Raw genomic sequence first — 20,514 nt, 5'->3', positions numbered from 1 at the left:
TCGCCCGCTTTTGAGCGCAACCGCGCTTGGCTTCTCGCTTTGCATGGTCCCCATCGCTCGCGCCGAAGCTGGCCCCGATGGCCTGCTGTTCCGCGCCTCGGCCGACAGCAAGGGCGATGGCGGGATGGCGGCAAGCGCTGCAGCTGGTGATCCGCGCCCCAACTTCGTCAGCGGCGTGACCGTGGTGGCCGATGGCGCCACCGGGCCGGCGTTCCGCTGGGACGATGACGGCTACGTCAGTTGGAACGCGCCAGGCAACATTTACGCGCAGCGCGGCACGCTGGCGTTTTTCTGGCGGCCGCGCACCCCGATCGGCTCCGCGCCCTTCGTGCTGTTCCGTACCGGCTTTGCCGATCATTCGAGTTGGGACATGGCGTTCCTGAGGATCGACTGGAACGGCCACGGTTTCGACGCTTTTGTCACCGACGCCAACCTGGCGCGCGTGCGTGTCTCGTGGACGATGCCCGAAACACCCTCGCCCGAAGATTGGCACCATATCGCGTTCGGCTGGGACGAGGCGCGCGGCGTGGTGCTTTGGGTCGATGGCAAGGAAGTGGCCCGCAAGGTTCAGAAGGCCGATCTCGACAGCGGGCTCGACCAGTTCGGCCTAGCCGGACGGATCATTGCACCGCACCAGGTGCAGAGCCGGTACAGCTTCATGCGCGGCAGCGATATCGATGAAATCCGCGTTTACGATCACTTGATGGGCGACGCCGAAGCCGCCGCGTTGGCCGCCAAGCAGGAACCCACTGAGCCGCCAGTCCAGCAAGCAGCCACCGAACGCGCCGCCTGGCTGCACCGCTACGGCTGGGACCGCGCCGATCCGCCCGTGCTCGACGCGCCGGTCACCACGATCCGCAAAGTCGAATTTTCCGACGCCAAGGACTTGAAGTCGTGGATGTGGAAGGGCGTCGACGGCATCGCCGAAACCACGTGGCCGGGCGTCTACAACCGCTCTCGTCTGCCCGGCCGTGACGACTATTTCGAGCTGCCCGACTGGAACGTCTATGTCGAAGGCGGCAAGCGTTATGACCTGACCGTGCCCGAGAATGTCCGCTTCAACCGCGTCGAACTGCGCGGCGCCGCCTATGGCTCGCTCGACTGGACCGCCCCAGGCGGCGCCAACCAGCCGCTTGCCAAGCGCCTGCAAGGCGTAGTGCGCTCGGTCGACCAGTTCGCGCCGTTGACCGGCGGCACGCTGCACTTCACCAATGTTTCGCAGGAACAGCCGATCCAGGAACTGTGGGCCTACGACATCAGCGCCGCGCCCGAACCGGCCGGCAGTTTCAAGCTCGCGTACCGCATCGACGCATCGGCAGCGCCCGATTTCGCCACATTGGGCGAGCTCAACGATTATATCGCTGGGCGCTTCCCCCCGGCCGAACGCGCCACCGTCGTCGCGCGGCCTGCCAGTGCAGGGCAAGCCGCTGTTGGTGCCGGTGATCCCACCTCGGTCGGCAAAGCGCAGCGCGCTGCCGGACTTGCGTCAGTGGTCCACGTGCTGATCCCCTCGGGCTTTGCGCAAAGCACGCCGGGCCGCGCGCTCGCTCGCGCCTACAACTTCGGGTGGGAGAACCTGCACGACGGGCTCGATGGCGTAGCGATCGACTTGCCTGCGCTCGATCTCGCGCCGGATGCCAAGGGGCTGATCCCGCTCAACATCCAGGTCATGGACCCGCTGTGGCCGGGGCGCGAGATGGCCGACGTTTCGGTTTCGGTGCGCCCGCACGAAGCGCGCACGATTTGGCTCGATCTGCGCGATCGCATCCTGCCCGCCAAGAGCATGTACTTGCGCATCGCCTCGGCCAACCCGGGCTTTTCGGCGCAATCGCTCGATGGCGCTACCATACGGCTGGTGTTCAAGAACCGCGCCGCCGCGCTGCCCGAACACATTGCCGATCGCTTCAACCAGGTGCGCGACAACTGGGGCTTCCTGGTCGAAGAGCACACCGCATCGGGCCGCGAAGGGCTGTACCGCCGCGTGGCCGGCGACATTTCCGATCTGCTCCGCGTCGATCCCGAGAACAAGCTGGCCCGGACCTACTGGGCAGATATCAACTACAGCCCCGAGAACATGCCCGCCGTGGCGCTGCCGTCGGTGCCGGCGGGTGTGCCTGCCTGGGCGTTCCGGCAAGTCGAGGACCTCAAGCTGGTCCAGCGCTTCGTCGACTGGTGGATCGACAAGCGGCAAGTGCCTTACGGCGATTTCGGCGGCGGCATTTCGGACGATACCGACCTGACCCAGCAATGGCCGGGCCTTGCGCTGATGGGGGTCGAGCCTGACAAGATCGAGGCCTCGCTGCGCAAGCTGGATGATGCCTCGTTCACCAACGGCATGCGGGTGGATGGACTTGCCTATATCACCACCGACGAGCTGCACGCTTACGAAGAAGGCCTCAATTCCGACGCTGAGCGGCTCTATCTCTATTGGGGCGAACCGCTGACGGTCGAGCGGCTGATGGAAACCGCCAAGGCGCTGGCAGACAAGGTGGTCCTGCGCAATCCGGCGGGGCATATGCACTTCGCCAGCAACTGGTACGGCGGGCGCAAGGTGACCCGCGAGGGCGTGTGGGAATGGCAGAAGCCTTACAGCTTCACCGTCATGCATGCGCCGATCCTGCTCGGGCTCTACAATCGCAACCCGGTTGCAACGGGGTTGGTCACGGGTGTGATCGATGGCTGGATGGCGCACGGCAAGCCCGGCGCAGACGGCGCGATGGCCTATCCCAACGAGATCAACTGGCGGACCGACGCGACCCGCAAGGGCGATGGTGGCGGGCTGACCACGCCGCTGCAATCGGCCTGGGCGGCGTGGCGCTTTACCGGCGATGACAAGTACCTTGTGCCGATCACATCGCGGATTGCATCGAGCGGGGCGAAAGTGCTTTCCGAATTGAACGAGAATGCCTTCGATGCGCTGCCCGATGGCGCAAAGCTGGCGACCTCGCTCTCGCCCAAGTCTGCGGGCAAGGGCGGCGATTTCGGCCAATACGCGGCGTGGCAGGCGAGCGGCGATACCGCCTGGCTCACCGCGCTTCACGCGCAGGCCTTTGCCGACAAGACCAACCACGAATACCTCTACACCGATGGCCAGTGGTGGAGCGACCGGGTCGAACAGCCGAGCGAGATCCTCCAGCGCGAACGGCTCGGCGGAGTCGCACTCAAGCGCAACCAGACCTGGCCCGGGCACAGCGTAAGCTGGCACTTCGCCGAACCCGATGCGGCCACGCAAGTCGCGATCCTGCTGCCGCATGCCACGCGCAATCACGTGCGCGTGATCGCGTTCAACTTGGCCGACCACGAACAGCACGCGACGATGACCGGGTGGAATGTCGCGGCCGGCACGTGGCGGATGACGGTCGGGACCAGCACCGATGAAGGCAAGACGCTCACGTCGACCGGCGCTGATAGCCAGGTAACACTCGAACGCGGAATGGCCGTTCCGGTGGCCTTCGCACCGCGCACCACGACCGTGCTCGATTTCACGCTGGTGACCCCTGGCGACGAACCGCACGACCGCGCCGACGCCGGGATCGGTCGCGACGACGTGGCGCTGACTGGCCGCAGCTTGCGCGTCACCGTCCACAGCCTGGGCGCCAAGCCGATACCGTCGGGCGAAGTGCTGGTAGAGCGCGCCGATGGCAGTGTGCTGGCGCGCACGCGGTTCGCGCCGCTGCCAGCACCGCTCGACCTGATGCCACGGCGGGAAACCGTGCGGCTGGCAATGCCCTCGGCGGCTCCGGCTGGCGCGCGAGTGCGGCTGGTGCTCGATGGCGGCGCGCGCGAAGTCACGCTGCTGAACAACAGCGTAGCACTGTCAGAAGCTTCGGGCCGGTGATCCTCGCGGCCAGCCGGCGCGGGTTGTTGGCTGGTGGGCTTGCCGCTCTCGCGTCCTCACCGGCACGTGCGACGGCCGGTGAGGACGCAGCGCTTCGGGTGGTGCTCGACGGGCTCGGGCCCTCACCCGACCCCATTGCCGGGAGCCGCGCGCTGGCAAGGTTCGATCCGCGGCGCTTGTCGCCATGCGCGCGGAACGACCTCGCCACGATCCGCGCCGGACTGGCAGCCGAGGCACGGCTGGCGTTGCTATCGCCGGGCGATCCGGCCCGCTACGCAGCACAAGTTACGCGCCAATGTGCAGGACCAGTCGATCTGCGGCACGCCGAGCGCCTGTTGATCGAGGAAGTTGCGCGGCTCGAACATCACGCCGCAACGGTGTTCGACACCCTCGGCATTCCACCAGGACCGACCGGCCAGCGGTTCCGCGCGCTGCTTGCATCCGGCGACGGCGCTTATCCCGACAGCGACGCCGGCCGTGACGCGGCGGTCGTGGATATGAACGCAACGCTGGCGCGCGCCCGCGCCGCCCTGCCCCGCTGGTTCGCAGCCCTGCCGCCCGAATGCCTGAACGTCTCGGTGCGCCGGATGACGCCAAGCGAAGCGGCATCGGGCAAGGGCGGCTTCCGCGTTCTGCCCGAAAATGGCCAGGCAGGCTGCTATGTCGTCGACTTGCGCGACATCGCGCGGCGGCCACGCTGGACGCTGGTCAGCGTGGTTCATCACGAATTGCTGCCCGGCCACATGGTGCAATTGCCGCTTGAGCGTCGGGCGGGGCCACACCCGTTGCGGTTGCGCTATGCGCCTGCCTTCGGCGAATGCTGGGCGATTCATGGCGAGTGGCTGGCGTGGCAAGCCGGCCTCCTGCCCGATGCGCTGGCCGTGGCCGGCGCGATCCACTGGCGGCTGTTCCGCATGACCCGTGCGTTGGCGGACCTGGCGATCAACCGCGGAACCGCACCCGATCGCGTTCTGGCGCAGTTGGCCGAACAGATGGGTTTTCCGGCCTATTTCGCGCCGTTTGCCGAAGATATTGCGCGGATGCACACAACGCCGGGGCTGCGTGTGGCAGAAGCGCTGGGTGCACTGGCGTTTGCACGTTACGGTAAGCGTAGAAACGCTGGCCGCACTTTTACAAATATGCTGGACTGCGGCCCAAGGCGGATCGTCTAGGGCGCCAATCCACTTCAGAACCGGGCTCTGCCATCACCGAAGAAGTCGAAAAATCGCTGGACAGGCCGCAGCGGCGGTTGCTGCGCCGGATTTACAACGGCCGCACCGTGCCCATCATTGTCGATGGCAGGGCGTTTCTGACCTACAAGGAAGCAAGCCGCTACCTTCTTTCGCTGGCGCCGGAGGCAAGGGACAAAGCCTACGCGGACATGCGAAGCGGCGCAGCCAATGGATCCGGCGTCGAGGCGTAGCGCGCGCCCACGCACAAGTTGCACCCGGCCGAATGGGGACCTTTACGAGGTGCCTGGTTCGGACGCCAAAGCGCTTGAGATTGCTTCTACAGCTGCGGCGGCTTCAGCGATAAGCTCGTCCAATGCCTTCGCGGTGTCCCTGAAAAGACTGTCGCTGACCGGCCGTTCGCCATTGATGAATCGACGGATGGCCCGCTCATCGATCCTGAGGCGCCGCGAAAATGCCGTGGTGCCACCAAACAGTTGCACACAATAAGCGAAGTGATCCCGTCGGTCTTGCATGGTGGCCCTCATAGGCCGTCCTGCGATCGAGGCAATGGCAGCCGCAGGTGTTGTTGAACAGACGATGGCGTGACCGCGATCGGTTTGTTCGACACCTGCACGAGGCACCAGGACGCGCACAATCCTTCAGGCTTCGGCGATTCGCGACAGGCTGTGAGATGAGGTGCGACTGATGCGCGGCTCGCGATCGATTGCAGGCCGCAACTTAATCCCAATCTTTTTGGTAGAGATTTCGCTTGGCGGCATTCTGATCCATGGTAATGTTGTCTCATCACTCATCGTTGCCCGGTTCGTTCGTTTCGATCCCGATGGTCTCGACCCGAATATCCCGACGCCGGAACGGTCCGTGATTGGAGAGGATCGATGGCTTATACGGATCGGACTTCGGGTGCGCGGCGAACGGGTGTGGCGCTGGCGGTGGCGCTGCTGCATGGCGCGGCGGCTGTGGGATTGTTGAGTGCGTTCGCGGGTGGGCTTATCCAGTTCGTGCCCAAGACCGAGCTGCCGACCCGTTTGTGGATGCCGGTTGATCCGCCCACGCAGGAACCCACGGTCACGCCGACGACCACGGCGGTTGAGCACAAGTCCGCGCGCGATCCGATCATACCCGAGCACGAGATCGACCTCAGTGGCGACAATACGATCAACATCATCGATTTCCCGACGCCGAAGACGATCGATGAATTCGCGGGCGGCAAGTTGATCGACACCGGCCCGACCCCGATCCCGTCTCCCAGCGCCAGCTTCGCCCCCACCGGGGCGCGGCCGCTCGGCTGGCCGGGGCTGTGGGTGACCGACAACGATTACCCGACCGGCGCGTTGCGGCGCGGTGAGCAGGGAGTAACCGGGTTCAGCGTAACGGTGGGGCCAGACGGGCGCGTTCGCGATTGCGTGGTGACGCAATCGAGCGGATCGCAGGAACTCGACCGCGCGACTTGTGCCAAAGTCAGCGCGCGGGCGCGGTTCGCTCCGGCAAAGGATGCGAGCGGCAGCGCGGTTACGAGCGCCTATGCCAACACCATCCGCTGGGACATCCCCAAAGAACTTCGCTGAACAGGCTGGAATGAACGGCCTGGACTGAACGGGCCGGAAAGGTTGGCTCCGGCGGGACGGATCGGGCGCGGCCCCCCGCCCCGTTTCCGCCCCACCGGAGCCTGCGACCCGGGGGGCTGGCAGCTCCCCGAAACTTCATGGATGCCTGGCGTTCAATGCGCCTGGAATGCCGCCATGTTCGTGTTCGGGGCAGACAGTAACCCGCACAGGCGGCTCGCGTCGAGAAAATTCCCCACGAGGTCCATGCCTTTTGTGGATAACCGCACGAATGTCCGCCGGCCGTCGCGTTCGTCCTCTTCGCGTTCGATCAGGCCCTGGCCTTCGAGCAGCCGCAACCAGCGCAGCGCGGTGGTGGGCGGAACGTGCGCGCCGATGCACGCGCTGGTGGTCGGCACGCGGCGGCCTTCGCCCCGCGCCACGAACAAGTCGAGCAGGATGTCCCAGCTCGGCTCGCCGAAGATGTCGGCGGGAAAAGTCCGGTCGCGGCGACGGCGTTCCGCATAAAGCATGCGGGCAAGCGTCAACGCTTGCGGTTCGCGGTTGGGTGGCACGCTGACTTCGACCACATCGGTGCGAAGCAGAGCCTTGGCGCGTTGCTGGGCGTTCATGCGTGATCTCCCCAAGTGGCCGCTGTTCGGCAAGCGGCGCGATTGTCGGCTGGGTCACTCGCGAACTGCGAGCAGCCGGTGGGCAATTCGGAAGCCGGGCCGGACGCCCGATCAGGTTGTCGGCCAGATGTTCGGCCGGAAGTCAGGAGCCAGTCCGCACTCCGGCAGTCCGGCGATCGTCGGTCGGAACCCCTTTGGGAGGATCCGACAAGCGCGGCCGCCAGGCTGCATAAGGTCCGATCCGACCGACCCGGCGCATGTGCGAAGCCAGCCCGATCCAAACCACCGCAAGCTGAATGTAGCCCGGTACTGCGATCATGACCCAATAGCCGCGCCGAATTTCCGCGACGTCGAACAATTTGGACAAGTGTCCGGCCACCACGATCATCTGCAGCGCGGCAACCCACAGCGGCCAGCCGCGATTGGCGTAAAGCGCCACCCACATCAACACGATCAACTGCCAGCCATCGAGCACGAGATGCCCGGGGTTGATCGTGAAGAAGTTCGGTGCGCCCAGCAGCCAGTGATTGACCAGGTCTGCAAAGAGCCCAGTCATGATCACAAGGCTGGTCAATTGTTCGGGCTCGTCGCCCTTGCACAAGGCAAGGACGACGGTGGCGAGCACGATGGCGTTGTAGAATACTACCAGAAGGGTGAGATGAGCAGTCATCGGAGGCTTTGTTCCATGCCATACCCGGTCAAGCAGCGCGAGCGCGCAGTGGACCGGCCTGGCTGGCGCCTTCGGCATGGGCTGTCGGCGGGCAATCTTCGATGGAACCCTTTTCCACCGAGATTTCGAGCAGGCGGCCATGGATGCGGGCCAGATCGCCCCCGGCGTCGAGCAGGGACTGCTGGACTTTGGCCAGCCGCAGCAGCGTGTCCTGGCCCAGCGCCGGGCCCGATCCGGTTTCGCGGCGGGCTGCGATCATGGTGGCGAACAATTCGGACTGTAGCGTCAGCGCCTGGTCGAGCGCGGCTTCGGTGGCCTGGATCTTGTTGGCGATGCGCAGGCGGGCAACTTCGATGGTCATCGTCATGGTTCAGTCTCCGTTCCTGCCCCGGAAATCGGGGCACCCCTTGGATCGGAGATGATCGTGATGGACCGCCGCGCACCGGCGGGTCCCGCACGGTGGTTCCTTCGGCTAGTGGTCCATCATCACGCCAAGCTGGCTGAACATCGCCATCCCGCCAAGCGCAACCAGCATCAGGAACAGTGCAATGCCCGTCATATAGCCCAGGCGCAGCACGGTCCCATAAGGCCCGTCAAACATCTCCGGGAGGACATGATAGTAATCCGCCGCCGGTCCGCCGCCAGCCGTCGCGGCGATCCTACCGTATGCCGGAGTGATCGCATGAGCCGCGCTGGCCAGTTGCGGAACCTTGGAAAGCGTCTCGACTTCCATGTCGTCCCGCCGCTGCCTATCCACGGAAAACGGGGATGGAGCGATATACGAAGGCTCATATACGGGTTGTTGGTATGTCGAAACCAACTGGCGATAGACGTGCGCAACTTCATTGCGGTTGGCGAGACCGAGCTTGGCACGCGCCAGATTGATGCGCTGGTCCACCGTGTAGGGCGAGATTCCGAGCGCCCTCGAAATCTCCTTCGAAGTTTTGTGCTGGATCAGCAAGTCCAGCACTTCGCGCTGTTTGGCCGTCAGCTCGTCGAAAACCTTCCTGCCGGGCTCGCCGCCCCCGGCCGAAGCCCCCTGGTCCATGAAATCGAATGCCCCCGTCGCGTAATCGGCCAGTAAGAAAGCCCCTTGCTTATAGATACGCAATTTCCCGAAATTTTCCAGTGGCTTTGTTGACAGATTGCAACGTCCATTCACCCGCGTCGCTTGACCTTCGGGCGCGCAAGTTGAAACGTGTCTGCATGCGCTATCCGGCCCCGACATTGTCGATTTCGAGCAATTCGAGCAAAGTCGAATCGGCTGGTCGCGCGTTGGTCGCCCTGGTGTTCCTGATCGCGCTGTGGTTCGATCCGGTTCAGCCGGTACGCACCAACGTGCTTGGCGTGGCATTGTTGACGGGCTTTCTTGCGTGGTCGCTCGTGCTGATTGCCGTGGCATGGCAAAGCTGGTGGTGGGACCACCGCCTCGCCCGTGCGGCGCACACGCTCGACATCGCGGTGTTTGTCGGCGCGGTCTACTACACCGAAGCGCCTTCGACCGACTTCTCCAGCCCATTCATGGCGTTTGCAGTGCTGCTGCTGGTCAAGGCGCGCATCCGCTGGGATTGGCGCGCGACCGCGTGGACCGCAATCGTGCTGCTGTTGCTCAATTATACGGTTGCCGGCACCATGTCGTACTTTGGCTACGCCGTCGACTTGCAGCGTGTCGGGCGCCGCACCGCCTACATGATGCTTTTGGCGGTGCTGCTTGTCTGGATGGGGCTGGAACGGCGGGTCAGGCTTCATCTGCCGTTCCCACTCCTGCCCGCGGCTGCTGAAACCGGCCAAGCTGCAGAGGCAATTGCCGGAGAGGCGCAAACCGGCGCTACGGAAGACGGGCGCCGACTTGAGCTGCTGGTTTCGACAGCGCTGGATTTTGCTCGCCAGGTCGTGTTGGCGCGTCAGGCAGCCATCGCCTGGAGCGCCGAGCAGGAGCCGTGGATCGATCTGGGTGTGAGCGGGCCCGAACCAGGCGATCTGCGCATAACCCGGCTTGGTCCCGACCTGCCCAACTTCGACCTGCCCAATTCCGATCAGTTCGATGTACCCGCGCTGGTGCAGGAAACGCGTGCCGCGGATGGCGAACATGACGCGTTGTTCGCAACTGGGGCGTCGTTCGAGACGGGCAGCGGCGCTGTGCTGTTCGACAGCGTCCACCGGCGCGCACTCTCGTTCGGCCCCGGCGGACAGCGGATCGCGCTGCGGCCCCAACGGCCACCTGAGCTTGCCGAAAAGCTTGGCGTGGAGACCGGAATTTCGGTGCCGATCACGAGCGATGCGGGCAGTGGGAGATTGCTGTTCTGGGGCCTGGCCGATCCAGGGTTCGATAGCCTTGCGCTCGCACAAGCTGCTGCCGGCGAAATCGGGCGCGCGTTCGAACGCGAGGAACGCGCGCGGCTGGCCCAAGTGGTCGCGGTCAATGGCGCGGTAAGCGGGGTGCGCGAAGCCATCGCGCGCGACCTTCACGACAGCGCTGCGCAGTTCCTCGCTGGCACCATGTTCCGGCTTGAAGCACTGCGCCGCCGCATGGTTGGCGAACCCGATCCGAGCGTTGATCCCGGAACCGAGATTGCCGCCATCAAGAACGCGATGCGGCTTGAACAAAGGCAATTGCGGAACCTGATCGGGCAGTTGCGCCGCGGCGAATCCGCCGACCGCCAGACCGACCTCGCGCAGGAATTGACCGCGCTGCTGGGCGAGCTGGGCACGCATTGGCACCTGGCCGCCACACTTGATGGCAGGCTCGAACGCGGGAATGGGCCTATCATCGTGCCGGCCACGCTCAGCCACGAAGTGCGCCAGCTTGTGCGCGAAGGTGTAGCCAATGCCGCGCGCCACGGCGGAGGCGATGCGGTGCGGGTCGAGGTGGCGAGAGTGGGAGCGTGGCTGTGGCTGACAATCAGCGACAACGGCCGTGGTTTTCCGGCAGAAGCGATCGGTGCCGAGGGCCGGATCGCACTGCGCCCGCGTTCGATTGCAGGGCGAGTGGCGGCGTTGGGCGGATCGCTGGCGATCAGCGCGGCCGAGCCGCATGGTGCAACACTGTCGATCGGGCTACCGTTGCGGCCGGTTTCCGGCCTTGGCGGGAAGCTTGAAACCGGCGAAGACCAGAGGCCCGAAGCCCAAGAAGCCCCGAACCTGGTTTCCGGCAAAGGTCGAGCTCCCCAACCCGCCAGCGTAGCCCGACCCCAGACCGCCACCGCCTGACAGGATACAACCATGGCCAATCGAACCACTTCAGCGGCGAGCGACGATCGCTCGGCTGCCGGCCCCGTGCCGCTGCGTGTGCCGATCCTGGTGGCCGACGATCACGGATTCATCCGCGCCGGGGTCGATGCCGTGTTGCAGGGCAGCCGCTTCGTGGTCGTGGCCGGAGCGGCGAGCAACGAGGAAACGCTCGACGCGATCCGGGACCACGATCCGGCGATCGTGCTGCTCGATCTCAACATGCCGGGGCGCGGTGGCGTGCACGTGCTCGAAACGCTCCGCGCGCGCGGTGATCGGCGCAAGGTGGTGGTGCTGACCGCAGAGATCGGCGACGACGACCTCATGCGACTGATGGCTGCGGGGGCGGAAGGGATCGTGTTCAAGGACGGCGCCGAGGACGCGCTGATCGACGTGCTCGAGACGGTGACGCAAGGCGGGCGGGCGATCGACCCAGCGCTGCTCGACCGCGCCCGGATCGCTGCGAGTCGTCCACGCACGGCCAGCTTGTCCGAATTGTTGACCCCGCGCGAATGGTTGATGGCCACGTTGGTGGCGCGGGGCTTGCGTAACCGCGACATCGGCCAGCAGATGAACATCGGCGAAGGCACGGTGAAGGTCTACCTCCACGCGATCTACCAGAAGCTGGGCATCGACAACCGCACCGAACTCGCACTGCTGACGGTGCGCGAGTCATAGCTCATGCCGGCCCTCTCAGCGGGCCGGCAAGGCAGACCACCGCAGCCCGACTAGAACTTCGCGCTCACCGACGCGCCCACAACGCGCGGTTCGTTGTAGACGCCGGCCATGAAGTTCTCGATCGCGCCGATCAGGTTGTGCTGGTTGGTCAGGTTGCGGACGAATGCACCAATCTCGAAGCGATCGGTGGTGAAGCCGCCCTTGAGCCCGAGTTCGTAGCTGCCCTTCGCGTTGAACTCGGCCGACTTGTAGAGCACGAAGCTGGTGTAGCCCTGCTTGTTGAAATCGCCCGCCACGAACAGCTTGCCCGGCCCGGTCGGCACTTCGTAGCGCGCCGAGACGTTGATGTTGTACTTGGGCGCGTTGGGCAGCGGGTTGCCGTCGATCTGCGCGAAGGTGTTGGCGCCAACCTTGATCGTCGGGTTGCCGACCGTGCACACCACCACGCCGTTGAGCGCGCAGACCTGGGCATAGACGCGTTTGTCGTCGATCTCGGTGTGCAGCAGGCTGATCCCGGCGTTGAGCTTCAAGCCCTGCACCGGCTGGAGATCGAGCTCGGCCTCCATGCCGTAGCCGCGCGCCTTGTCGGCGTTGAACAGCACTCCGTTGCCGTTGCTGTCGTTGCCGTTGAGCTGGATATTCTTGACCGTGTAATAGAACCCGGTGGCGTTGAAGTGGCCCTTGCGGCCCCAGAAGCTGCTTTTCAGCCCGGCTTCGAACGAGGTGTTGGTTTCGGAATTGGCAGTGGTGAAATCGCTGTTGAACACCGCCGAACGGCCCTGGATGGTCGGCCCGCGGAAGCCGCGCGCGACGCGGGCGTAAAGGCTCAGATCGGGCGTGGCCTTGTACAGCAGGCTGGCGTCGAAGCTGGGCTTGCTGTCGATCAGGCGCACGAACCGGCGCCCGCTATATGTGGCCACGTCGGCCTGGGTGTTGGCGGTTTTCAGCAGCCGGGTCGAGCGGATGTCGGTGGTTTCGCGTGCGCCGGCGGTCAGCGTAAGCTGGTCGGTGAGGTCATAGCTAGCCTGGCCGAACACCGCGGTCGAAGTGTTGACGTTGCGCAGCACCACGAAATTGTTGGGGTTGTAGGCGGCGGTGGTGAGAAAATAGGCGCGCTGGTCGAATTCGGTGGTGTCGCGCGAATCGAAGTAGATCCCGCCGAACTGCCATTTGAACCGGCCGCTGTCGGGGCTGGCGATCCGCACTTCCTGGCTGAACTGCTTGAGATCGCGCAACTGGCCTTGCGATTGGCCGAAGCCGTTGGGAACGCCGTTCACCGGAAAATTGGCCGCCGCGCCGCCATCGGTATCGCCGCGGCTGTAGCCGCTGCTGCGTTCGAACGCGGTGATCGACGTGATCGTGGCGTTACCGAAATCGTATGCCAGCTTGAGCGAAACGCCTTGCGTCTTGTATGCCTGCGGGTTGTTGTTGGCTTCATCGAGCGCCACCTTCGACTGGTCGAAATTGGCCGGCAAGCCGTTCGAACCCTTGGCCAGCGATCCGCGATAGAACAGCGTCGAAGTGCCCTTGTAATCGCGCAGATGCGCCGAAATTTGCGCCGAAAATCCGTAGTCCGAGGTGAACAACAATTGCCCGCGCACGTCGCGCTCGTCATATCCGCCCATGACTTTCTTGGCAGGCGTCACCGTGCCATCGGCGCTGGTGCCGGTGAAGGTGTTGTCGATCCAGTTGTCGCGGTGCTGGATCAGCCCCGAAACGCGGAACATCACCTTGTGATCCTGCGACAGCGGGCCGCCCACGGCGGCTTCGGCGCTGACGGTGTTGTACGTGCCATAGCTGACCGAACCCTGGCCGTGGAATTCTTCGGTCGGCTGGTTGCTGGTGAACTTGATGATGCCGGCAGTGGTGTTGCGCCCGAACAGCGACCCCTGAGGTCCGCGCAGCACTTCGACCTGGGCCATGTCGAACACGGGGTTCGATTTGAGCACGACGTGTTCGAGCACGACGTCATCCTGGATGATCGACACCGGCTGCGACGCGCCGAGGTAGAAATCGACGTTGCCGAGGCCACGGATGTAGAAGCGCGGGAAGATCCGGCCGGTGGTCGATTCGATGTACAGGCTGGGCACCTTTCCCGACAGCGACAGCAGCGTATCGGCGCCGCCCGCAGCGTAGCTGGTCAGATCGTTGCCCGACAGCACGCCGACCGAAACCGGCACGTTCTGCAACGGCTCGCTGCGGCGCTGCGCGGTGACCACGATGCCGGCATCGGCATCGGCATCGGGCGCTGCGGTGGCTTCGGATTCGGCAGCAGCGGGTGCGGCATAGACAGGCGCTGCGCCAAGCGCGAGCAGGCTGGCAGCGGCAAGCGCGGCCGCGCGAGACTTCATCATGTTTGTGATCCCCATCTGGCCGATCACGCGGATCGGCGCGATCAAATATGCGCTCGTTAGGGGGCAATTATGACAGATCAATGTAATTGTTGCCATCAAGACAACGGTTTAGCGCATGGCCGCGGCGCTTCACCGGCCAGAGGTGTTAACCATGACCTAAGCACTCGTCCTCAATTTCGAAAGGCCGGTGCGCGCGTTAAGTAACGGGCATGAGCCAGACATCCCCCGAGATCGCCGCAGAGATCGCCGCAGAGCCCCCCCCCGCCAAGGCCCCACCCCTCAGCAATTCCGAACGCCAGCGCCGCTGGCGCGAACGGCTCAAGGCCAAGGCCTCGGGCGCGGCGGTTGCCGACCATGCACGTGACGTGGTGGCGCACGCGATCCTGGCGCTGTGGGCCTATCACCAACGACCCGGACCTGGCGGGATGCGCTGGGCAGAGATCGACGGCTGCCGCACGATAGAGGACTATCTGTTCGATCTTGCGGGCGACGAACGCGGGCTGGTTTCCGCTGCGCGCGCGTTCCAGCCCGGGTTCGAAGGGCTGACACCCGAAGAAGCCCGCGCGATCGCCGCACTGATCGACCTGGCGGATGTCCTGTCGCTCCGCGCGATCAAACCGATCGACGCCATCGCGTCGGGACATGGCGGTGGTCTGCTCGGCCGTCTGCTCTCGCCCGAAGCCGCGCGCGCTGCACCGAGACGGAGCGCGCCCCGCCCCTTGCCCCGCGAGACGATGCTGAAGCTGGTTTCGCCGGCGCCCGAGGCTGACGTCCTCGAACTCGAAACTGTGGTGGCGGAGGAACCGGCCCCGCAATCGGATCAGGTGGTCAGGCTTTCAGTCGCGCAGCGTGCCAGGCGACGTGCCCGGCTGCAAAAGTGGAAATGAAGTAGTACGAGTGATCGTAGCCCGGCTGCATGCGGATCGTAGCCGGAATGCCCGCCGCGGCGCAGGCCTCGCCAAGCAGATGGATCTTGAGCTGGTCGGTCAGGAACCCGTCGGCCTCGCCCTGATCGACAAGAATATCAGCCACTTTCGCGCCATCTTCGATGAGTGCGCAGGCATCGTATTCACGCCATGCCGCCTTGTCCGGGCCGAGATAGCCGCCCAGCGCCTTTTCACCCCACGGGCAATCGAGCGGGCTGACGATCGGTGAAAACGCGCTGACCGAGCGAAAGGTGCTTGGATTGCGCAAGGCGATCGTCAGCGCACCGTGTCCACCCATCGAATGCCCGGTGATACCCTGCCGGCCCATGTCCGCCGCGAAATGCTCGGCCACCAGTGCGGGCAATTCGCGCTCGATATAGCTGCGCATGCGGAAATTCTTAGCCCACGGTTCCTGCGTGGCGTCGACGTAGAACCCTGCACCCTTGCCGAAATCGTAGCCCTCGTCATCGGGCACATCGTCCCCACGCGGGCTGGTATCGGGCGCCACCAGGATCACGCCATGTTCGGCACATGCCGCGCGGAATTCGCCCTTTTCGGTGACATTGGCGTGCGTGCACGTCAGCCCCGAAAGGAACCACAGCACCGGCAGCGTCGCGCCCGGCGCATGATCGGGCACGAACGTCGAAAACGTCATCGGTGTGCCGGTTTCGGCCGAATCGTGGCTGTGGACGAACTGCGTGCCGCCATGGCTGCGATTGGCGCTGAGCTGTTCCATGGGTGGTTCCTGATCTGGCAAATAAGCGTGAATGCAGGCCAGTTACGCCACCGGCTCCATCACATAAAGCCCTACATCGATCGTGCCGGTACGGAAGCCGGCTTCGCAATAGGCCAGGTAATATTCCCACAGCCGCTTGAAATCGCTGCCGAAGCCCAGCGGTTCGATTTCGTTCCACTTGGCCAGGAACCGCCGGCGCCATTCGGCCAACGTATCGGCATAGCCAGCGGCGAAGCATTCCTTGTGGGTGATCGCCAGACCGGCTGCTGCGGCCTCACGTTCCATGATCGTGGGCGTGGGCAGCATCCCGCCCGGGAAAATGAAGCGCTGGATGAAATCGGGGCTGCGCTTGTAGCTCTCGTAGCGGTCCTCGCGGATGGTGATCGCCTGGACGACCGCGCGGCCGCCAGCGGCAATACTGGAGCGCAGCTTGCCGAAATAGGCGGGCCAGTATTCTTCACCCACGGCTTCGAGCATTTCGATCGACACGACGCGATCGAAACGCGCCTTTTCCTCGCGGTAATCGCGCAAGTGGAGCGCGATCTTGTCCGAAAGCCCACGCGCGGCGATTTCGGCGTTCGCAAAGGCCAATTGTTCGGCCGAAAGCGTGAGGCCGGTGACATGGGCGGCATCGTGTGCGACGTCGATCGCCAATGCGCCCCAGCCGCAGCCGATTTCGAGCACGCTTTCCCGACCCGACAACGCGAGCAATTCGGTGATCCGCGCGCGCTTGGCGGTCTGCGCCGCCTCCAAGGTCTGGCCCGACTCGAACGCGCAAGCCGCCGAATAGGTCATGCTCTCATCAAGCCACAGCCGGTAGAAATCGTTGCCTAGATCGTAGTGGAAGGCGATGTTGCGTCGGCTCTTGCGCCTGGAATTGCGGTTGCTGTTGTGCCGCAACCGGCGCCACATCCGCACGGGCCAGAACCCGTCCATCGTCCTATCGAGCTCGGCCATATTCTGCGCCAGCATCGACAGCAGCGTGGGTAGATCGGGGCTCGACCATTCGCCGGCGATATAGCCCTCGGCAAAGCCGACATCGCCGTGGGTGAGCACGCGGCGGAACGTGCGCAGCGTATGGACATGGATTACCCCGTGCGGGCCGGGTGCAACGCAGCGATGGTCGATCACCGTGCCCGAGGGCAGGATCACGGTAACCGACCCGCGCCGGAATGCGCGCAGCACGCGGCGCAGCAGCCACGGGCCGACCGCCTGGGCTTCGTGCGAACGGACCCGTTCGGCGGCATCATGCGCGGCATCGGCAGCGGCATGCGCGGCGGCTTCCATGCCGTCGACCGCGGCTTGGGCGGCGGCCTCCATGCCGTCGACCGCGGCTTGGGCGGCGGCCTGGACCGACTTGGCGCCGGCATCGCGCGCGGGCCTGGACCTCAGATACATGGGCTCTCTCCGGACGGGCGGGGCGGACAAGTCGTCGCGTGGCAGATCATCGTGTGGTGCTCAGGCTTTCGGTCGGGGGTGCAGGGTGGCTGTAGACGGGCACGCGCTTGATCCACAGCTTGGCGGCTTCCCACAGGATTCCGCCAACCACCTTCACCGTCAACAGCGGATGCGTGACGAACACGCGGGCCAGCGCAGCATCGGTCAGCACGCGGCGTCGGGCAGTGTGAACCGCAGCGATCAGCGGCCCGGTCGCATCGCTGCCGGTGATGCCGATCGCGATCCGATCGTTGTCGCGAATGCCGGGCGGGGTAACGCGGAAATCATAGCGCATGTCCATGCCCATGAACGGCGAGACGTGCAGCGCCTTGGGGATAGACTGGCGGATCGCGCGGTCCTGCGCAGCAGTGCCATCCACCGGCAGCAGGTATTCGTGTCGTTCGCCGAAGGTGTTGTTGACCTCGTACAACACCGCCGCCAGCGCGCCCGAGCGGTGGTGAATGTACCACACCGAGATCGGATTGAACGCGAAGCCCAGCACGCGCGGCATCGTCAGCACGCGGACCGGGCCCTGGTCCCAGCCGATCGCGGCCTTGGCCATTCGCGCGTCGATCTGGGCCTTGAGCGACGCTTTGGTGCCATCGAGATGATCGCTGTCGGTGAACCCGAACAGATTGAAGCGACCGCGCGAAAACAACCGCAAGCGCCAGGCCAAGGCGTCGATCTCGTCAATATCGAGCAGCAGCGAGAACAGCCGATAGCGCAACTGGTGCACCCTTGGGCGCAACCGGCGGTGCATCACATCGCCAACGTACAGCGCGGAGGCCGTTTCGTTGCTCATGCCGGCACCGGTTCGCTGTCGAACAGCGGCTGCGGCGTGGCCAGCGGCGTCGCGACGATCCGGCCCGAAGGTTCGGCCACCCGCCACGGCCGCGCGATACCGCCCAGTTGTTCGGCCACCGCCAGCCCCGATTGCAGCCCATCCTCGTGGAATCCGGCGCCGAAATGCGCGCCGCAAAACCATGCGCGGCGCCGGCCCTGAAGGTTCCACAACTGCCGCTGCGCTGCGACCGCGGTGGTGTCGAGCAGCGGGTGTTCGTAATCCATGCGGGCGTGAACCAGCGCAGAGTTCGGCTCGATCACCGGATTGAGCGTGACGAACAGTGGGGTGCTGTCAGGGATGTGCTGGAGCCGGTTCATCCAGTACGTGACCGAAAGCGCCGGGCCTGTTGCGGCATCGCGCACCGCCCCGCCGCGTTCGGACGCGTAGTTCCAGCTCGACCACACGCGTTTGCGCGCGGGCATCAGCGCCGGGTCCGAATGCAGCACCGCATGGTTGCGCCGATAATGGATCGCGCCGAGCAGCCGGCGTTCATCGGCATCGGCATCGGACAGCAGCGCCAGCGCTTGATCGGCATGCGTGGCAATGACCACATCGTCGAAGCGCTCTTCACCCGCCGCCGAAACGAGCGTGACCCCGCGTTCGTCGCGGCGAATGCTGCGCACCGGGCAGTCCTGGCGGATCGCATCGGCGTAAGGCGCGGTGATCTTCGCGACGTATTCGCGAGAGCCGCCCTTGACCGTGCGCCAGGTCGGCCGGTCCGAAAACTTGAGCAACCCGTGGTTTTCGCAGAACCGCACGAACGACGCGGCCGGGAAATTTGGAATATCGCCCACGTCGGAGGACCAGATCGCTGCAGCCATCGGGTACAGGTGATCCTCGCGGAAGGGCGTGCCGCAGCCTAGCCGATCGAGATAGGCGCCCAGCGTTTCATCGCCGAGCGTGGGCAGATCCCTCGGCGCGCGGCGATAGAACCGGGTGAGATCGCGCAGCATCGACCAATAGCGCGGCGATACAAGGTTGCGCTTCTGCGCGAACAGCCCGCCAAGATCAGTGCCCGAATATTCGAGCCTGCCGCCATCCAGCGACACGGCAAAAGTCATCTCGGTGTCGAGCGTGGCTACGCCCAGATGTTCGAACAGCGCGCAAAGATTGGGATAGGTCTGCGGGTTGAACACGATGAAACCCGTATCGACCGCGACGCCCGACGCCATTTGCGTGTGGCTGTGCCCGCCGATCCGGTTGTCAGCTTCGAACAGCGTGACTTCGTGGTTCTGGCTTAACAGCCACGCGCACGACATACCGGCGATGCCGCTGCCCACCACCGCAATGCGCCGCGCGCGGCCGTGACCAGCCCCGATCGCAGGCGAGTTCAAAATCGCGGCCTCGCCCATCTGGATTTCGATTCCTGTTCCGGTTCGGGCAGGCAGACCCGTGATTGCCATGCCCGTCCCGCAAGACTTGGCGTTGAAAGGAGGCAAAACAAGGGCAATGCGCAACCCACACTTAGAGCGGGGTTTCTTGTGCGCGCTGTGACGGCTATCACCATGAATCGTTGCAGACTGGGGCCAAGGCTGCGCGCTCGCTTCCGCCCGACCATCCCTTATACGGACCCGACTTGCATGACTGCTACAACGACCGCTTTGGCCACTGCAATCCGCCTGGTCGAACGCGTGCCGCTGCCCGATCCGCTGACCCGCGCCGGGGTCGATTTTCTGTGCGGGATTCGCCAGCGCAGCCTGCGCGCCGGCCCCGATTTCGAAGCGCAGTTTGCAAAGGCGATGGCGTCGTTCCCGATTGCCGAGCACACCAAGGCTGCCAACGAACAGCATTACGAACTGCCGCCGCGCTTCTTTGAACTCACGCTCGGTCCGCGCGCCAAATATTCGTGCTGCTATTACCCCAAGGGCACCGAAACGCTGGCCGAAGCCGAGCTTCACGCGCTCGCCGAAACGGTCGCGCACGCGGGCCTGGCCGAAGGACAGGACATACTCGAACTCGGCTGCGGCTGGGGTTCGCTCAGCCTGTACATGGCCGAAATGTTCCCCAGCGCGCGGATTACGTCGGTGTCCAACTCCGCCCCGCAGCGTGAATTCATCGCCGCGCGCGCGCGCGAACGCGGGATCACCAACCTTTCGGTAATCACCGCCGACATGAACGTGTTCGTGGCGCCGGGCACCTTCGATCGCGTGGTCTCGGTCGAGATGTTCGAGCACATGTCGAACTGGCGCGAACTGCTGGCGCGGGTGTGCGGCTGGCTGCGCCCCGAAGGACGGCTGTTTCTCCACGTGTTCAGCCACGCGCGCGAACCCTACCGCTTCGATACCACCGACCCGACCGACTGGATCGCCCAGCACTTCTTCACTGGTGGTATCATGCCCAGCGACGGGCTGGTCCACCACTTCGGCGAGACGTTCGAAGTCGAGCAGCAATGGCGCTGGAGCGGTACGCATTACCAGCGCACCGCCAACCAGTGGCT

At 64.9% G+C, this 20,514-nt stretch carries 18 protein-coding genes; 8 read left to right on the top strand and 10 right to left on the bottom strand.

Annotation, left to right across the window (positions count from 1 at the left end; translation table 11 throughout):
- The first annotated feature begins 43 nt into the window (after positions 1 to 43).
- The 3 genes from Q0R16_RS11410 (at position 44) to Q0R16_RS11400 (ending at position 5,261) form a co-directional block, all read left to right on the top strand.
- Positions 44 to 3,838 carry a LamG-like jellyroll fold domain-containing protein gene (locus tag Q0R16_RS11410; protein ID WP_295636020.1) on the top strand — a complete coding sequence of 1,265 codons (3,795 nt, stop codon included), beginning with the start codon at positions 44 to 46 and terminating at the stop codon, positions 3,836 to 3,838.
- Positions 3,835 to 5,010 (top strand): DUF885 family protein, encoded by a 1,176-nt coding sequence (locus Q0R16_RS11405; protein WP_295636019.1) that lies wholly within the window; start codon positions 3,835 to 3,837, stop codon positions 5,008 to 5,010. The genes Q0R16_RS11410 and Q0R16_RS11405 overlap by 4 nt, the downstream gene beginning before the upstream one ends.
- 77 nt (positions 5,011 to 5,087) lie before the next feature.
- Positions 5,088 to 5,261, top strand: a complete 174-nt coding sequence (locus tag Q0R16_RS11400) for a hypothetical protein (protein WP_295636018.1) — start codon at positions 5,088 to 5,090, stop codon at positions 5,259 to 5,261.
- 42 nt (positions 5,262 to 5,303) lie between these two features.
- Here Q0R16_RS11400 and Q0R16_RS11395 read toward each other — a convergent pair whose 3' ends face one another.
- On the bottom strand, positions 5,304 to 5,543 hold the full coding sequence (locus Q0R16_RS11395; RefSeq protein ID WP_295636017.1) for a hypothetical protein: 240 nt from the start codon (positions 5,541 to 5,543) through the stop codon (positions 5,304 to 5,306).
- Between the two features lie 363 nt (positions 5,544 to 5,906).
- Here Q0R16_RS11395 and Q0R16_RS11390 point away from each other — a divergent pair, with 363 nt between their 5' ends.
- Positions 5,907 to 6,596, top strand: coding sequence for an energy transducer TonB (locus tag Q0R16_RS11390; RefSeq protein ID WP_295636016.1), 690 nt, complete (start codon positions 5,907 to 5,909; stop codon positions 6,594 to 6,596).
- A gap of 152 nt (positions 6,597 to 6,748) precedes the next feature.
- Here Q0R16_RS11390 and Q0R16_RS11385 read toward each other — a convergent pair whose 3' ends face one another.
- The 4 genes from Q0R16_RS11385 to Q0R16_RS11370 all read right to left on the bottom strand — a co-directional run bounded on the left by Q0R16_RS11385 (position 6,749) and on the right by Q0R16_RS11370 (position 9,036).
- Positions 6,749 to 7,204 carry a winged helix DNA-binding protein gene (locus tag Q0R16_RS11385; protein WP_295636015.1) on the bottom strand — a complete coding sequence of 152 codons (456 nt, stop codon included), beginning with the start codon at positions 7,202 to 7,204 and terminating at the stop codon, positions 6,749 to 6,751.
- Positions 7,205 to 7,346: 142 nt separating this feature from the next.
- Positions 7,347 to 7,874 carry a hypothetical protein gene (locus Q0R16_RS11380; RefSeq protein ID WP_295636014.1) on the bottom strand — a complete coding sequence of 176 codons (528 nt, stop codon included), beginning with the start codon at positions 7,872 to 7,874 and terminating at the stop codon, positions 7,347 to 7,349.
- A 28-nt stretch (positions 7,875 to 7,902) separates the two neighbouring features.
- The gene (locus Q0R16_RS11375; RefSeq protein ID WP_295636013.1) at positions 7,903 to 8,241 is read right to left on the bottom strand and encodes a hypothetical protein; all 339 of its coding nucleotides are present in this window, start codon (positions 8,239 to 8,241) and stop codon (positions 7,903 to 7,905) included.
- Positions 8,242 to 8,346: 105 nt separating this feature from the next.
- Complete coding sequence (locus Q0R16_RS11370; RefSeq protein WP_295636012.1) at positions 8,347 to 9,036, bottom strand: helix-turn-helix transcriptional regulator; 690 nt, start codon at positions 9,034 to 9,036, stop codon at positions 8,347 to 8,349.
- 44 nt (positions 9,037 to 9,080) lie between these two features.
- Here Q0R16_RS11370 and Q0R16_RS11365 point away from each other — a divergent pair, with 44 nt between their 5' ends.
- Together Q0R16_RS11365 and Q0R16_RS11360 are read left to right on the top strand one after the other, a co-directional pair.
- Positions 9,081 to 11,084 (top strand): histidine kinase, encoded by a 2,004-nt coding sequence (locus Q0R16_RS11365; protein ID WP_295636011.1) that lies wholly within the window; start codon positions 9,081 to 9,083, stop codon positions 11,082 to 11,084.
- Positions 11,085 to 11,096: 12 nt separating this feature from the next.
- Positions 11,097 to 11,780: a response regulator transcription factor gene (locus Q0R16_RS11360; RefSeq protein WP_295636010.1), complete on the top strand. Its 684-nt coding sequence runs from the start codon at positions 11,097 to 11,099 to the stop codon at positions 11,778 to 11,780.
- Positions 11,781 to 11,830: 50 nt separating this feature from the next.
- Here the strand turns inward: Q0R16_RS11360 and Q0R16_RS11355 are convergent, their stop codons facing one another.
- Positions 11,831 to 14,134 carry a TonB-dependent receptor gene (locus Q0R16_RS11355; protein ID WP_295636040.1) on the bottom strand — a complete coding sequence of 768 codons (2,304 nt, stop codon included), beginning with the start codon at positions 14,132 to 14,134 and terminating at the stop codon, positions 11,831 to 11,833.
- Between the two features lie 209 nt (positions 14,135 to 14,343).
- Here Q0R16_RS11355 and Q0R16_RS11350 point away from each other — a divergent pair, with 209 nt between their 5' ends.
- On the top strand, positions 14,344 to 15,021 hold the full coding sequence (locus Q0R16_RS11350) for a hypothetical protein (protein ID WP_295636009.1): 678 nt from the start codon (positions 14,344 to 14,346) through the stop codon (positions 15,019 to 15,021).
- Here the strand turns inward: Q0R16_RS11350 and fghA are convergent.
- From fghA to Q0R16_RS11330, 4 genes are read right to left on the bottom strand one after another with little or no spacing between them, the layout of a single operon-like run.
- Positions 14,963 to 15,796, bottom strand: a complete 834-nt coding sequence (gene fghA, locus Q0R16_RS11345; protein ID WP_295636008.1) for an S-formylglutathione hydrolase — start codon at positions 15,794 to 15,796, stop codon at positions 14,963 to 14,965. The two genes, Q0R16_RS11350 and fghA, sit on opposite strands and share 59 nt — an antisense overlap.
- Positions 15,797 to 15,838: 42 nt before the next feature.
- A complete protein-coding gene (locus Q0R16_RS11340) occupies positions 15,839 to 17,194 on the bottom strand; it encodes a cyclopropane-fatty-acyl-phospholipid synthase family protein (RefSeq protein ID WP_295636007.1) in 1,356 nt (451 codons plus the stop codon).
- A gap of 46 nt (positions 17,195 to 17,240) precedes the next feature.
- Positions 17,241 to 18,035 carry a DUF1365 family protein gene (locus tag Q0R16_RS11335; RefSeq protein WP_295636006.1) on the bottom strand — a complete coding sequence of 265 codons (795 nt, stop codon included), beginning with the start codon at positions 18,033 to 18,035 and terminating at the stop codon, positions 17,241 to 17,243.
- Positions 18,032 to 19,480 carry an FAD-dependent oxidoreductase gene (locus Q0R16_RS11330; RefSeq protein ID WP_295636005.1) on the bottom strand — a complete coding sequence of 483 codons (1,449 nt, stop codon included), beginning with the start codon at positions 19,478 to 19,480 and terminating at the stop codon, positions 18,032 to 18,034. Before Q0R16_RS11330 ends, Q0R16_RS11335 begins: the two co-directional genes overlap by 4 nt.
- 177 nt (positions 19,481 to 19,657) lie before the next feature.
- Here Q0R16_RS11330 and Q0R16_RS11325 point away from each other — a divergent pair.
- The coding region (locus tag Q0R16_RS11325) for a cyclopropane-fatty-acyl-phospholipid synthase family protein (protein WP_295636004.1) at positions 19,658 to 20,514 on the top strand (857 nt) is incomplete at its 3' end.

It is taken from the genome of Novosphingobium sp., assembly GCF_025351285.1.
Taxonomy (GTDB): Bacteria; Pseudomonadota; Alphaproteobacteria; order Sphingomonadales; family Sphingomonadaceae; genus Novosphingobium.
Note: the sequence above shows the minus strand (reverse complement) of the source record. Positions and strands in the feature narration are given on the sequence as shown.